Raw genomic sequence first — 14763 nt, 5'->3', positions numbered from 1 at the left:
CATGCAACAAAGCCCCATCCGGCCCCGCGCCATCATCCTGGGAGTGCTCTCCGGCACAGTGCTGTGTCTGGCCACGCCCTACAACAACATGTATCTGGCGGCCACGCCCCTGGGCGGCGGGCATTTCCCCCTTGCCCCGTTCATCCTGCTGGTGTGCCTCACCATGCTGGTGGCGACCGTGGCTCGCATTTTCAGGGCAAAGCCGCTTTTAAACGGCGCCGAACTGCTGGTCACCTGGATGCTGGCCGTGGTGGTGTCCGGGATCGCCTATACCGGGCTCATGCGCACGTTTTTATTGAACGTGACCGCTGTGGACCATTTCGCTTCCGCCGGAAACCGCTGGTCCGAGACCCTGGCCCCCCTCTTGCCGCAAACCTGGACCGTCTCCGACCCCAAGGCCGTGGAACTCTTCTACAACGGCCTGCCGGACGGGCGCAGGCTCTCCTGGCTGGAACTTCTGGGGCGCATTCCCTGGGGCGCCTGGGCCGGGCCCATGGCCGCCTGGGGCGTGTTCGTCCTGCTGTGCTACCTGGTGATGGTCTGCCTGGTGAACCTCTTCAGCAAGCAGTGGATCTCCAACGAACGCATGAACTTCCCCCTGCTGCGCCTTCCCTACATGATGGAAGAGTCCTTCCAGGAGGGCAAGGTCGGCTCGTTCTTCACGGACCGGTTTCTCCTGGTCGGGCTCCTGATTCCCGTGATGCTGCATACGTTGAACGGGCTCTCCGTCTATATGCCCACCATCCCCCAGGTTCCCACCGTGCTTCTGGCCGGGCCGTATTTCGCCAAGACCGGTCTGTTCTCGGGATTCACGAAACTAAAGATCTACTTCATTCCGGCCTTCATAGGCTTCGCGTTTCTGACTTCGCGCCAGATATCGCTCTCCTTCTGGGTTTTCTTCCTGCTGGGCGGCCTTCTGACGGGCGCTTTGTCCATGGTGGGCTACCAGGTGCCGCAATCGGCCCTGGGCGTCACCTTCGGCCCCACCCTGACCATGGTGGAAGAGACACAGATGATCGGCGCTTATGGCGTGTTTTTCCTCTTCTTCGTCTGGCTGGCCAGGGATCATCTCAAGGAAGTCGTCGTCACCGCCTTCAGTTCCAAACCGGCCCCGGCCCGCGAATCAGAATGGTTCTCGGTGCGCTGGGCTTTTTGGGGCTTTATTCTGGGCGGGGCAGGGCTTACGGCCTGGTGCGTGCATTTCGGCATGCCGCTTCTGGTTGCGGTGCTGCTCCTGGCTGTGTTCTTCGTGGTCATGCTGGTGGCTACCCGGGTGATCGGGCAGGGCGGCATCGCCTATTTCACCCTGACAGCCGCTCCAACGGACGGCTTGCTGGCTCTTTTCGGATCAGGATTCTTCACCGGTGCCGGGCTTTTGATGGGCGCAGTGATGCAGAAGGTGATGTTTCTGGACCTGCGCGAATCGCTCATGCCATCCCTCTTGCACGCGGCCAAGGTCGGGGAGCCGGTGTCGCGCAAGCGGCTCTATCTGGCGGGCATCTGCCTGGCCCTGGGGTTTGGCGTGGTGGCCTCGTTCGTGGCCATGCTGGCTTTGTGCCACAAGGTGGGCGTACGCGACCTTCAGGCCGAATGGGAGATATCCTCGGTGCTTCGGGTGTACGAGGAGTCGCAGAAGCTCATCGACGCCCCCGCCGGCCATAACGCCTGGATCATCACCTTCGCTTCCGTTGGCGCGGTGGTCATGCTGGCCCTGGTGCTGTGCTTCCAGCGCTTCTACTGGTGGCCGCTCCACCCGGTGGGCTACCTGACCATGTACAGCTCGGCCATGCGCATCCTGTGGTTCAGCTTCTTTCTGGGCTGGCTGTGCAACCAGGTCACTCTGCGCTACGGAGGCATCGAGCTTTTCCGGCAGGTCCGTATGTTTTTCATCGGCCTTATTCTTGGCGATTTTCTCATGGGCGGGGTGTTCGCCGGGGTTGGCCTGTTCATGGGCCAGAGCTACCAGGTGCTGCCGTCATGATAACGAATACAGTTCCCCCGGTAGGTTCTCGCCATGTATGACGACAAAGAACTGAAAGAATACCGGGATCTTCTGGAAACGCCCTCCCATTTCGAGGAGGGGTTTGACTGGAAGACCATTGCCGGGGCCATCTTCATCGGGTTCCTCATGATGCCCGGGTCCATGTACCTGAACCTGGTGATCGGGGCGGGCATCGGCCCGGCCGCCCGCTGGGTGACCATCATCCTCTTCGCCGAGATCGCCAAGCGCGCCTACTCCGACCTCAAGCAGCAGGAGGTGTTCCTGCTCTATTACATGGCTGGCGCAGCCATGCATTCGCCTTTCCAGGGGCTTTTGTGGAACCAGTATCTGGTGCAGTCCGACGCGGCCAAGATGCTGGGCCTCACCGAGTTCATCCCGACCTGGGTGGCCCCGGCCATGGGATCGGAATCACTGATAGAACGAACGTTCATGCACCGGGACTGGCTGGTCCCCATCCTGTTGCTCATCGGTTCGCAGATCGTGCAGCGGGTGGACCATTTCGGCCTGGGGTATGCGCTTTATCGCATCACCTCGGACGTGGAGAAACTGCCGTTCCCCATGGCCCCGGTGGGAGCGCTCGGAACCATGGCCCTGGCCGAATCCGCCGAGGAACGAAAAACCGGCTGGAAGTGGCGGGTCTTCTCCATCGGCGGGGTGATAGGCATTCTTTTCGGCTGTCTGTATGTGCTCTTCCCGGTGCTCTCCGGGCTTATATTCACGGAACCGGTGCGCCTGATACCCATCCCCTGGATCGACCTGACCCGCCACACAGAGGACGCCATGCCAGCCGTGGCTACCGGCCTGCAACTGGACCTGGGCCTTGTGTTCACGGGCATGGTGTTGCCCTTCTGGGCGGTTATCGGCGGGCTCATCGGGCAGATAATCACCTTCGTGGCCAACCCGATCCTCTACGAGCACGGCATCCTGCACCGCTGGCACAAGGGCATGGGGACCGTGGACACGGTATTCGCCAACAACTTCGACTTCTACTTGAGCTTCGGCCTGGGGCTGGGGCTGGCCATCGGCGTCATAGGCGTGTGGCAGGTGGCCAAGAGCCTGCGCAAGGGCCCTGGCAACGTGAACTACCGGGAGGTGTTCAAGAGCCATCCCACCCGGGGCGACATCAACTTCTGGGTGTCCATCGCCATCTACGTCTTCTCCTCGCTGGCCTACATCCTGCTCTGCCGCTGGCTGGTGCCTGATTTCCCGTGGATATTCTTCGTTCTCTACGGGTTCATCTACACCCCGGTGATCTCCTACATCACGGCGCGCATGGAGGGCATAGCCGGGCAGTTCGTGAGCCTGCCCCTGGTGCGGGAGGCGAGCTTCATAGCCGGAGCCAAGTTCTTCGGCTACCACGGCATCGAGATATGGTACGCTCCCATACCGATCCACAACTACGGCAAGGCCACCGTGGATTTTCGGGAGATCGAGCTGACCGGCACCAGCCTGCGCGGCGTCATCAAGGCGGAAATAGTGGTGTTCCCCGTGGTGATGATCGCCAGCCTCTTGTTCTCGCAGTTCATCTGGCAACTGGCTCCGCTGCCTTCGGCCGCCTATCCCTACGCCCAGCAGCTGTGGCATCTCCAGGCCCTGAACACACTCCTCATGCAGACCTCCACCCTGGAGGGCAATTCGCTCTTTTTCCAGGCCTTGAACGGCGATTACCTTACTGCCGGTCTCGGCCTTGGCCTTGTTACCTACGCGGGCCTGAACGCCTTCGGCCTGCCGGTGCTCCTGGTGTACGGCGTGGTGCGCGGCCTGGGCCAGCACATTCCCCACGGGCTCGTTCTGGAAGTGATCGGAGCGTTTCTGGGCCGGTATTACTTCCACAAGAAATACGGGGCCATGTGGCGCCAGTACGCTCCTGTGCTCCTGGCCGGATTCTCCTGCGGCATGGGGCTTACGGGCATGTTCGCCATGGGCTGCACGCTTATTCTCAAGAGTTTGGGCAAGCTGTCCTATTGACGCCTTGACCCTGGCTCGCGCATCGACTAAAAAGTCCTGTTGCTTTTTTGTGAACTGGCTGAAAAAACTTGCCACTTGACGAAAGCACAACCCTGATTATTCATAAAATCGTGCCGGTTGGCCTTTAAGCCCGCCGGCGTTTTCAAGAGGACACCATGGCGCGCATAACCGTAGAAGACTGCCTCGAACGCATCAACAACCGTTTCATGATCGTGCAGATGGCCATCAAGAGGGTCCACCAGTTCCGCGAGGGCTACGAGCCCCTGGTCGAATGCAGGAACAAGGAAATCGTCACCTCCCTTCGCGAAGTGGCCGGGGGCAAGGTTCTGCCCGCCGAGTCCATTGAGGAAGCCGGCGTCTACGCTCACGAAAAACAGTAGCAGTTCATGACCAAAGCCGATTATTACGAGATCCTGGGCGTGCCCCGGGATGCGGACGAGGACGAAATAAAAAAGGCCTACCGCCAGGCGGCCTTCAAATTCCATCCGGACCGCAACCCCGGCGACGCCGAGGCGGAGAGCAGGTTCAAGGAAGCGGCGGAAGCCTACGAGGTTCTGCGCGACCCCCAGAAACGCGCCCGTTACGATCGTTTCGGGCACCAGGGCCTGGGTGACACCGGCTTCGGCGGTTTCTCCAACGCCGAGGACATCTTCAGCACCTTCTCCGACATATTCGGCGAATTCTTCGGTTTCGGCGCTGCCCGGGGGCGCGGCCCCAGGCCCCAGGCCGGAAACGATCTGCGCTACGACCTCCGCGTCTCCTTCAGGGACGTGGCCATGGGGTCCGAGGCCGCACTCAAGATTCCCAAGCACGTCTCCTGCTCGGAATGCGACGGCACCGGCGCCGCGCCGGGTTCTCGCCCGGAAACCTGCCGCCAGTGCGGCGGCGTGGGGCAGGTGCACCAGAACCAGGGCTTCTTCCGCATCGCCGTGGCCTGCCCGGTCTGCCGTGGCGAAGGCACCGTGATCGTCAACCCGTGCCCGCGCTGCAAGGGCAGGGGCCAGACTCCCGAAGTTCGCGAACTCAAGGTGCGCATCCCGGCCGGTGTGGACGACGGCTCACGCCTGCGTCTGCGCGGCGAGGGCGAGCCCGGCCTGCACGGCGGCCCTCCGGGCGACCTCTACGTCATCATCCACGTGGAGGAGGACAAGACCTTCCGCCGCCAGGGGCAGGACCTCATCGTCACCCTGGACATCGGCATGGTCCAGGCCGCCCTGGGCGACAAGGTGAAAGTGCCCACCCTGGAGGGCGAAGAGACCATCGACATCCCCAAGGGCACCCAGTCCGGGGAGGTCTTCTCGCTTCGGGGCAAGGGCTTGCCGCATCCCGGCCGGTCCCACCGTGGCGACCTTCTTGTGGAGGTCATCGTCAAGACGCCCAAGAGCCTCTCCAAGAAGCAGGAAGAGCTGCTGCGCGAATTCGCCAAGCTTGACGAGGAAAAACCCCTCAAGAAGGTGAAGAACTTCTTCAAGAAGGCCAAGGATGCGGCCATGGGGTCCTGATGAGCCAGGACCCCTCGTTCACCCATCTTGACGACAAGGGCCAGGCCCGCATGGTGGACGTGGGGGCCAAGGCCGTCACCGCCCGCGTGGCCGTTGCCGAAGCCATAGTCAGCCTTTCGCCCGAAACCTACCGTCTTCTGAACGACCAAGCCCTGCCCAAGGGCGACGCCCTGGCCACCGCGCGCATCGCCGGTATCATGGCCGCCAAGAAGACCTCTGACCTCATCCCCCTGTGCCATCCCCTAGGCCTTGATTCGGTGGACGTTCGCTTCGAAATGGACGACGCCACGCACAGCGTGCGCATCGAGGCTGAAGCCAGGCTTCACGCCAAGACCGGCGTGGAGATGGAAGCCATGACCGCCGCCAGCGTGGCCGCGCTCACCCTCTACGACATGTGCAAGGCCGTGCAGAAGGACATCGTCATCGAGCGGGTCCGGCTTCTCTACAAGTCGGGCGGCAAAAGCGGCGAATTTAAAGCGTAGAAGATGCCTCCGGCGGCCAGAGAGGGCGCTGCCCTCCCTGGACCCTCCCGCCAGGGGGATGATCCCCCTGGACCCTCAATATTCTTCGCGGGCCTTATGACCGGCTACCGGTCATAAGGCCCGCGAAGTTATATGGGATTCCAAAGGGATGAAGTCCCTTTGGCCGCCGGAGGCATCTTCTCTACTGGCCTCAGTCTTTGTCTTCCGGCATGGCGAGCCACACCTCCCGCAGGGTCTGGGTCGAACCCTCCAGGCAGGAGGCGTTCAGCCGCTCCTTGACCGCCGCCAGGGCCGGGTAGCGCTCGGCGATGCCTTCGTTTTGGTCCTCGCCCCGCAGTCCTTCCCAGGCCACTATGAGCTCACCCACCGTTATCTTGTCAGGTGCGGCTGCCAGCACATAATGCTCGGAGTCGCTCTCTTCGTTCACCTTTACGGCAAAGCCCAGCCGGACCAGTTTCTTCAGTTCCTCCACCACCAGCCGGACCGGGACGCCAAGGGGCAGGGCAGCGGCTGCGTCCGAGAGCGGCGGCTCCTTGTTCTCGGCCCGCTCAGTGAGCATGAGCGCCAGGATCAGGGCCAGGTCGCGCCGGTCCGCGAAGGAATAGCTTTTGGCCGAATTCTCGTGATGGATCCGTTGGAAGTTCTGGCTGGCGTTGGCGATCTCGGCTCCGGCCAGCACGATGAGCCAGCTGATGTAGAGCCACACCAGGAGCAGCGGTATCTGGGCGAAGCTTCCGTAGATGGCGTTGTAGCCGGTCACGCCGATCTGGTATTTTATGTACAGGGCCTGGGTGCTCTGCCAGGCGAATCCGGCGCAGGCCGCACCGGCCAGGGCCGGGAAGGAGGAGACCCGAACGTTTGGCAGGAACTTGTAGAGAATAAAAAGCGATATGATGACCATCACCATGGGCACGGCCTTGACCCCCAAGGTGAATGCCTGGTTTACCAAGGATATCTCGCGCAGCCACTGAACCACCGAGGCGTTTTCCAGGGTGGCGGTGACGCTGAACGCCGCCAGGATGAACACGGGGCAGACCAGGATCACGGTTATGTAGTTGCTGAACCTGCTCCAGATGCCTCGCTTTTCTTTGGCGTGCCAGATGATGTTGAAGGCCTCCTCCATGGTGGAGAGAAGGCTCACCGAGGTTATGAACAGGGTGGCCACGCCGATGAAGCCCAGGGCCTTCACATTGGTGTTCTGGATGTAGCCCAGAACCGCGTCCACCACGTCGGCCTTTTCGGCAAACAGGCGCATGAGCACTTCCCGCAGGAATGCGGCCTCGTAGATGCCGAACCCCTTGGCCACGGAAAAGGCCACGGCCAGGAAAGGAACCAGGGAGAGAACGGTTGTGTAGCCCAGCGACGAGGCCAGCGACAGGCTTCGATTTCTAAGAAAGGAAGCCGCCACGAAGTGAAGCCAGGGGAAGATGATGGTGGGGTTCTGCATGGCGTGCACCGGAAAGTTTTTTTAATGCGTACCAGGGGTTGCCTCGGATGACGATGTTTTTTTCACCCACGTGCGCAGGTGGGCTTTCTTGACAGCGACCTCTGGTGGCGGATAGCCAGACGCCTATCACGTCATGGTTTCATGCATTTGGCAGCAAACGACAGCCCAGAGGAGCCCAGATGGAGTCCAAGATCATACTGCCGGAACGGGACATGCCCCGCCATTGGTACAACGCCCAGCCCGATTTGCCCACTCCGCTGGCTCCTCCACTAAACCCCGGCACCAATCAGCCCATTACCCCGGACCAGCTCGCGCCGATATTTCCCATGGGCATCATCGAGCAGGAGGTGAGCCAGAAACCGCTCATCGAGATTCCCGAACCCGTGCTCGATATCTATCGCCTCTACCGGCCGACGCCGCTCGTCCGGGCCAGCCGCCTGGAGAAGGCCCTGGGGGTCAAGTGCAAGATATACTACAAGGATGAATCCCGCTCCCCGGCCGGGTCGCACAAGCCCAACACAGCGGTGCCGCAGGCCTATTACAACAAGCTCGAAGGGGTGAAGCGCCTGGCCACCGAGACCGGGGCGGGGCAATGGGGCACGGCCCTCTCGTTCGCCTGCAAGATGTTCGGGATGGAATGCACCGTGTACATGGTGAAGGTGAGCTACAACCAGAAGCCCTACCGGCGCATTCTCATACAATCGTACGGGGCGGAGATATTCCCGTCGCCTTCGGACAAAACCCAGGTGGGACGTAAAATCTTGGAGACCGACCCGGATTGCCAGGGCAGCCTGGGCCTGGCCATATCCGAAGCCGTGGAGGACGCGGCCACCCACGACGACACCAAATACGCCCTGGGCAGCGTGCTGAACCACGTGGTGCTGCACCAGACAATCGTGGGCCTGGAGACGGAAAAGCAGCTGGCCATGGCCGGAGAGAAGCCCGACTATCTGGTCGGCTGCGTGGGCGGCGGCAGCAACTTCGGCGGACTGGTGCTTCCTTTCCTGCCCCGCAAGCTGGCCGGGGAGAAGATCACCTTCGTGGCTGCCGAGCCCAAGGCCTGTCCCACCCTTACCCGTGGGCAGTTCCGCTACGACTACGGCGATGTGGCCCGCCTGACTCCTCTTCTAAAGATGCACACCCTGGGCCACGGCTACATGCCAGCGCCCATCCATGCCGGCGGCCTGCGCTACCATGGCGACGCCCCCCTTGTATGCAATCTGGCGGCCGAGGGGCTTGTGGACGCGCGCGCCTACTACCAGAACGACTGCTTCGAGGCGGCCCGGCTGTTCCAGGCCACGGAAGGTTTCCTGCCCGCTCCCGAAACGTCGCACGCGATCAAGGCGGCCATCGAAGTCGCCCAGCAGGCCGAGCCCGGCCAGACGGTGGTGTTTCTGTTCTCAGGCCACGGCCTTCTGGACCTGGCCTCCTACGATTCCTATCTCCAGGGCAACTTGGTCGATTTCGAGCACTCGGAGGACGACATCCGGGAATCCTTGAAATCCTGCCCGGAGATCGAGAGCTAGCAGATAAGCAAACGGGTATCGAACTGCCAATGCGTTTGGAGCATCGGCTGTTGAATGAATTGATACGACAAGGGGGACCGCCACATGGCAGTCCCCCTTGTTTATTGATGTGTGCTCATGCGGCCTGAGATGTCATGTCTTTTTGGTCCCTGCCCGCCGTTCCCTCAGGTTCAAGAGTTCCACGCCCAGGGAGAAGGCCATGGCGAAATAGATGTAGCCACGGTCGATGTGCTTGCCCAGGCCCTCGGCCACCAGGAAGACGCCGATCAAGATCAGAAACGACAAGGCCAGCATCTGGATGGAGGGGTGGTGCTTGACGAAGTGACTTACCGGGTCGGCGAAGACCATCATCACTATGACGGCGGCCACCACCGCAGCGATCATCACCGCCACCTGATCCACCATGCCCACGGCGGTTATCACCGAATCGAGCGAGAAAATGATGTCCAGAACGGCGATCTGGGCAACGGCCGCCCTGTACGACATGACCTTGCCGACTCCTCCGTGGCTGTTGGCCTTGCCCTCGGTCTTCTCATGGATCTCGAAGGTGGACTTGGCGATAAGGAACAGCCCGCCGGCCAGAAGGATGATGTCCCGGCCGGAGAAAGCGTGTTCGACCAGGGTGAAAAGCGGCGTCGTGAGCCTCATTACCCAGGCGATTGACAAGAGCAGCAGGATGCGGGTGCCCATGGCCAGCAAGAGACCGATCTTGCGCGCCCTGGTCTGCTGTTCGGCCGGCAGCCTGTTGGTGATGATGGCGATGAAGACGATGTTGTCGATACCGAGCACGATCTCCAGCGCGGAGAGTGTCAAAAATGCTATGAAATTCGAGAGAGTGAAGATTTCCATGGGATGTGTGGTTGTGTGTCCGAAAAGGTTAGAAAAGGTTCCTTGAGCTTGTTTCAGGACATGGATAAGTTTTCCCGCAGGACTTGGCTAGTCCTAAACCGGAGGGGAAATGCGCTATCTGGGTGTATGCCTGATTGCCAAGAACGAGGAGAGATACCTGGGGGAATGGCTCAGCCACCACGTTCTGGCCGGGGTGGAACGCTTCATCATTTATGATAACGCCGAGCACCCAGTTCTTGAAAACCTCCTGGGCGAATACATTTCGGAAAAGCTGGTGGAAGTGGTGCACTGGCCCTTCGCCACAGCCCAGCTGAACGTCTACCAGCATTGTTTGGCAACCTTCGGCGCACAGTTCAAATGGCTGGGCTTCTGGGATTCTGATGAGTTCGTGGTCCCCAAGGATCCTTGCGACATTCGCGGCGTGCTGTGCGATTATGAAGAGTTCGCCGGGCTGGCCGTGAGCAGCGTTCTGTACGGCTCGTCCGGTCACCTGAAAAGCCCGGCCGGGCTCCAGGTCGAGAACTACATGGAGATTGTCCATCCCGACCAGCACATCAAAACCATTCTTCAGCCCGAGTATGCCCAGACGCCGCTCACGCCGCATCATTTCAGATACAAGCCGGGCGGCTTTTGCGTGAACGAGAACGGTCTGCCAGTGCCTGGCCCCACCGCGCCCCACACGTCTTCCAGGATCAAGTTGAACCACTATTTCTATCGTTCGCAGGAGGATTGGTGCGCCAAGATGGAACGGGGTCTGGCGCATCCGTTGGCCGACGGGAGCTCATACCGCCTGGACCAGTTTTTCGAACACCTGGGCTATCCGCGCATCATTGACGAATCCATGCGGTCATGGGGGGAACGCATACGCGCCCTGGAAACCCAGGGGCCGGCAGCGGCGGCACGTCTTGCAGGGAGATGGGCCGGGCTCTCAGGCGAGCAGTGGCAAACGATGCTCGCGGAGAAACTCGTGGAATTCGATCAAGCCCTTGGAACCGGGAACCAGGTGACGGACGAACTGGCAGAGTTCTTCACTCTCTTGCCATGCTATAGCCCAGGCAATCCCTACGTGTGCAACATCCTGAGCATGTTCCACAGGGAGACGGGCCGGATGGACAAGGCGTGGGAGTGGATAAAACGCTCGCTCATGCTCAATGCCACTCCCGAAGCATACTTCGAACTAGCCGTCTGGCACAGGGCGCATGGCGACCAGACCCAAGCCGCCCGGGTCAAGGAGTGGCTGCGCGTGCAACTGGAGATCTCCGGCCAGATGACTCCGGCCTGGCAGGAGATGCTGGCGGGCTAGAGAATCTGCTCCAGGAATTTCTGGGCCCTGGGATGTTTGGCGCTCTCGAAGAACTCCACGGGCGGCCCTTCGTCTATTATCTGCCCCTGGTCCATGAAGATGATGCGGTCTGCGGCCTGGCGCGCAAAGCCCATCTCGTGGGTCACCACCACCATGGTCATGCCCTCGCGCGCCAGATCAAGCATCACGGCCAGAACCTCGCCGATCATCTCCGGGTCGAGCGCCGAAGTGGGCTCGTCGAAGAGCATGATCTTGGGGTTCATGGCCAGGGCTCTGGCAATGGCCACACGCTGCTGCTGGCCGCCCGAGAGCATGGCCGGAAACACCCCCGCCTTGTCCTTGATGCCCACCTTGTCCAAAAGCGCCATGGCTTGGACCTCGGCCTGTTCGCGGGGCTCGCCGCGAAGCTTCATTGGGGCCAGGGTGACGTTGTCCAGAACTGTGTAGTGGGGGAAGAGGTTGAAAGACTGGAACACCATGCCCACTTCCATGCGCACCTGGTTGATGTCCACCTTGGAGTCAGAGAGGTCGAACCCGTCCACCACGATGCGTCCCGCGTCGATGGTTTCCAGACGGTTGATGGTGCGCAGGAGGGTGGATTTTCCGGAGCCCGAGGGGCCGATGATGACCACCTTCTCGCCGGGACGCACAGCCAGGCTGACGTTTGAAAGGGCGCGCAGCTTGCCGAAGAACTTGCCCACACCGTCTATGGTGATGATGGGTTCGGCGGTATTACTTGCGGACATAGTAGGAAAGCCTCTCTTCCAGCTTGGACACCATCTTGGACAAGAGCAGGGTGATGATCAGGTAGATGAGCGCCACCACCGTGTAGGTCTCGAAATACATGAACGTCTCGGAAGCGAATTCGCGGCCCCGGCGCAAGAGGTCGGCCACGGCCAGAATGGAGACCAGGGAGGTGTCCTTTAGGAGCATGATGAATTCGTTGCCCACCGGCGGCAGGATGATGCGCATGGCCTGGGGCAGGATGACATAGCGCATGGTCTGGGCGCGGCTGAATCCAAGGGAGCGGGCGGCTTCGGTCTGGCCTTTGTCGATGGCCAGGATGCCGGCGCGGAAAATTTCACCAAGGTAGGCGCCGTAGCATACGGCCATGGCGATTACCGCGGCAACCATGTCCGGAACGCGAACGAACCTGCCCAGGGCGTAGTAGATGTAGAAAAGCTGCACCAGAAGCGGGATGCCTCGGATGATTTCCACATAGGTGGAGGCGATGAGATTGATCCAGCGGTTGCGAGATACCCGGCCAAGACCGGTCAACAGGCCGATGAAAAGGGCCAGGATGAGGGAGAAAATCGTCACCTGGAAGGTTATCAGCACCCCGTCCGGAACGAATTTGATAAGCCTTAAGTAGGCGCCCTTTTCCACCAGTACCAGGTAGAGAAGCGTGCCAACGGAGGCAGCCAGGGAGAGCCACCAGGCCGAGACGAGCCCCCGGTCGGACTTGCGGGGGATGGCCGGGCCGTCGTGCTGTTCGATTACTGGGGCGGGCGGTTTTGTCTGCATGGGATAAAAAGAAGGGGAGGGCAATGCCGCCCTCCCCGAAAGAAGTTACAGGTCTACTGGCCGATCCACTTTTTCATGAGCTCTTTCTCGATGCCCTTGGCTTTCACGGCCTCGATGCCCTTGTTGATGAGGGCCAGGTTTTCCTTGTCGCCTTTCTTCACGGCGATGCCGTAGAACTCGTCCTCGCCGGTTTCGATGATGCAGGCGATCTTGAGCTTGCCCTTGTACTTCTCGGTCTGCAGGGCGTACTGGGCGGCCACGGGATCGTCGCAGACAACGCCGTCGATGCGGCCGTTGTACAGGTCTTCGATGGCCAGACCCACTTCATCGTAGGACTTGTCTTTGATTCCATCCATCTTCTTCACCGCGAAGTGGCCGGTGGTGGAGATCTGGGCGCCCAGGGTCTTGCCCTTCATCTCGGCGGCGCTTTTGACCTTGGAGTCCGCGGGAACCACCAGGGCCTGGCGCACCTTGAAGTAGGGGGTGGAGAAGTCCATGGCGTTCTTGCGTTCGTCGGTGATGGACACGGAGGAACAGATGGCGTCGTACTTGTTGGCGGCCAGGCCGGCGAAGATGCCGTCCCAGGCGGTGGCCTTGAATTCGGGGGTGAACCCGGCCTCTTTGCCGGCGGCCTTCATGTAGTCGATGGCGAAGCCGGTGAGCTCCTTGTCGGGACCGACGAACTCCATGGGCGGCCAGGTGGCGTCGGAGGCAAAGATGATGGTCTTGGCCCAGGCGGACTGGGCGAGCAGGGTGAGCATCAGGGCGGCCAGGACGACGATTCTGCGCATGTTTCTCTCCGTGGTTGGGATGTTGCCAAAAGGAGCGCGGGCTCTGGTTGGCCCGCGTAAAAAACTCTGTCACGTTCGTCACGCGACCGAACACACTTGCCACATTCCATCAAAAATTCAAGAGAATTCAAACGGAAGGAACATAGCGAGTGTGTGGTTAACCAGCTATCATCGTTGTAAAATTTATTAATAAGGGGAAATTTTGACCTCCGAGGGATACTTTATATGCACCCACTCAGCATGTGCGCAAAAATGCTTCGAGCTCATCGAGTCCCTCGGCGAAGCTTTTCCTGCCGAATCCCACCCTGAAGTGGGCCTTCCATTCTTCACCATAGAGCCTTCCAGGCAGGAGCAGCACGCCTGATTCTTCGAGAACCCGCTTGCAGAAGGGTTCCGAATCCTCCCCGGAGGCCAGGCGGGGAAAGGCGATGGGGCCCGCCTTGGGCTTTGCCCAGGCGAACATGCCGGCGTGGCGGGCCATGAAGGGTCCCAAGAGAGAAAGGTTGTCCAGGGTAAGCTCGCGGATTCGAGCCAGGATGGCGTCCTTGCGGCGAAGAGCCAGGGCGGCGAGGAATTCGCTCGGGGCGCTGCCGCAGATGGTGGTGTAGTCCTTCACGCCGGACATGGCGTCAAGTATGCTCTTATCCCTGCATGCGGCCCATCCCACCCGAAGGCCTGCCAGACCGAGAGACTTGGACATCACTCCAAGGGAGACGGCCCTGTCATAAAGCTCACAGGCCGGGCGGGGCGCTTGTTTTTCATCATATTCCAGGAAACGATAGACCTCGTCGGAAAAAAGCAGGCACCCGGCGCGGGCTACGATCTCGACAATGCCGTCCATAGCCTTGGATGTCAGGCAGGAGCCCGTGGGGTTGTGCGGGGAATTGATGAACACGGCCTTGGTGTTTCGATTCACAAGCCGGGCCAGTTCGTCCAGGTCCGGTACCCAGCCGTCTTCTTCGCGGCAGACCCAGGGGATCACCCTGCAGCCTCGGGACTCGGCCACCTGGTAGAGCGACTGGTAGCAGGGCGTCTGGACGATCACTTCGTCTCCGGAGTTCAGGCACGCGGTGGCGAAAGTGAAGATGGCTTCCTCCGCGCCCACGTGAACGAGCACGTCCTGAGGATCGAAACCCTCGTAGAGGGCAGCGATCTGCTCCCGCAAAGCCTTGCCGCCTGGCGCCTCGGTATAGCCGAGCTGCAGGCTCTCGAATTCATCCCTGGAGCCTGGCTCCAGGGCAAGGAGTTCTCCGATGGTCATGGACTGGCAATCCGAAACGCAGAGCAGGTACGGGGCGTTGAACTCGTGCTGGGCGAAGTAGCGTTCCAGGCGAAAAGGCGGAAGATGCATGCAGGCTCCGGGATGATG

Annotated in this window: 13 protein-coding genes; 7 read left to right on the top strand and 6 right to left on the bottom strand. The window is 60.8% G+C overall.

The annotated features are described in order from the left end of the window. The first annotated feature begins 1 nt into the window (after position 1). The 5 genes from HY795_18270 to moaC all read left to right on the top strand — a co-directional run bounded on the left by HY795_18270 (position 2) and on the right by moaC (position 5954). Positions 2 to 1981 carry a hypothetical protein gene (locus tag HY795_18270; GenBank protein ID MBI4807166.1) on the top strand — a complete coding sequence of 660 codons (1980 nt, stop codon included), beginning with the start codon at positions 2 to 4 and terminating at the stop codon, positions 1979 to 1981. Between the two features lie 33 nt (positions 1982 to 2014). Next, a complete protein-coding gene (locus HY795_18265) occupies positions 2015 to 3970 on the top strand; it encodes a peptide transporter (GenBank protein ID MBI4807165.1) in 1956 nt (651 codons plus the stop codon). 155 nt (positions 3971 to 4125) lie between these two features. After that, on the top strand, positions 4126 to 4350 hold the full coding sequence (locus HY795_18260; protein ID MBI4807164.1) for a DNA-directed RNA polymerase subunit omega: 225 nt from the start codon (positions 4126 to 4128) through the stop codon (positions 4348 to 4350). A gap of 6 nt (positions 4351 to 4356) precedes the next feature. Beyond that, a complete protein-coding gene (dnaJ, locus tag HY795_18255) occupies positions 4357 to 5472 on the top strand; it encodes a molecular chaperone DnaJ (protein ID MBI4807163.1) in 1116 nt (371 codons plus the stop codon). Next, the gene (moaC, locus tag HY795_18250; GenBank protein ID MBI4807162.1) at positions 5472 to 5954 is read left to right on the top strand and encodes a cyclic pyranopterin monophosphate synthase MoaC; all 483 of its coding nucleotides are present in this window, start codon (positions 5472 to 5474) and stop codon (positions 5952 to 5954) included. Before dnaJ ends, moaC begins: the two co-directional genes overlap by 1 nt. Positions 5955 to 6144: 190 nt before the next feature. Here moaC and HY795_18245 read toward each other — a convergent pair whose 3' ends face one another. Further along, on the bottom strand, positions 6145 to 7401 hold the full coding sequence (locus tag HY795_18245; GenBank protein MBI4807161.1) for a YihY/virulence factor BrkB family protein: 1257 nt from the start codon (positions 7399 to 7401) through the stop codon (positions 6145 to 6147). 179 nt (positions 7402 to 7580) lie between these two features. On the opposite strand from HY795_18245, the gene HY795_18240 reads away from it, so the two are divergent. Continuing rightward, entirely contained in the window at positions 7581 to 8927 is a 1347-nt protein-coding gene (locus HY795_18240; protein MBI4807160.1) for a TrpB-like pyridoxal phosphate-dependent enzyme, read from the top strand. Positions 8928 to 9059: 132 nt separating this feature from the next. On the opposite strand, the gene HY795_18235 is transcribed toward HY795_18240, so the two are convergent. Then, positions 9060 to 9776 carry a TerC family protein gene (locus HY795_18235; protein MBI4807159.1) on the bottom strand — a complete coding sequence of 239 codons (717 nt, stop codon included), beginning with the start codon at positions 9774 to 9776 and terminating at the stop codon, positions 9060 to 9062. Between the two features lie 109 nt (positions 9777 to 9885). On the opposite strand from HY795_18235, the gene HY795_18230 reads away from it, so the two are divergent. Continuing rightward, entirely contained in the window at positions 9886 to 11079 is a 1194-nt protein-coding gene (locus HY795_18230) for a glycosyltransferase family 92 protein (protein MBI4807158.1), read from the top strand. Here the strand turns inward: HY795_18230 and HY795_18225 are convergent. The 4 genes from HY795_18225 to HY795_18210 all read right to left on the bottom strand — a co-directional run bounded on the left by HY795_18225 (position 11076) and on the right by HY795_18210 (position 14745). Beyond that, positions 11076 to 11798 (bottom strand): amino acid ABC transporter ATP-binding protein, encoded by a 723-nt coding sequence (locus HY795_18225; protein MBI4807157.1) that lies wholly within the window; start codon positions 11796 to 11798, stop codon positions 11076 to 11078. The genes HY795_18230 and HY795_18225 overlap by 4 nt on opposite strands. Positions 11799 to 11811: 13 nt before the next feature. Beyond that, positions 11812 to 12603, bottom strand: a complete 792-nt coding sequence (locus HY795_18220; GenBank protein MBI4807156.1) for an amino acid ABC transporter permease — start codon at positions 12601 to 12603, stop codon at positions 11812 to 11814. A 53-nt stretch (positions 12604 to 12656) separates the two neighbouring features. Then, positions 12657 to 13394 (bottom strand): basic amino acid ABC transporter substrate-binding protein, encoded by a 738-nt coding sequence (locus HY795_18215; protein ID MBI4807155.1) that lies wholly within the window; start codon positions 13392 to 13394, stop codon positions 12657 to 12659. Positions 13395 to 13629: 235 nt separating this feature from the next. Continuing rightward, entirely contained in the window at positions 13630 to 14745 is a 1116-nt protein-coding gene (locus HY795_18210; GenBank protein MBI4807154.1) for an aminotransferase class I/II-fold pyridoxal phosphate-dependent enzyme, read from the bottom strand. Between the last annotated feature and the right edge of the window lie 18 nt (positions 14746 to 14763).

The sequence above is a fragment of the Desulfovibrio sp. genome (genome assembly GCA_016208105.1).
Lineage (GTDB): Bacteria > Desulfobacterota > Desulfovibrionia > Desulfovibrionales > Desulfovibrionaceae > Fundidesulfovibrio.
This window is presented reverse-complemented; position numbering and strand designations above follow the sequence as displayed.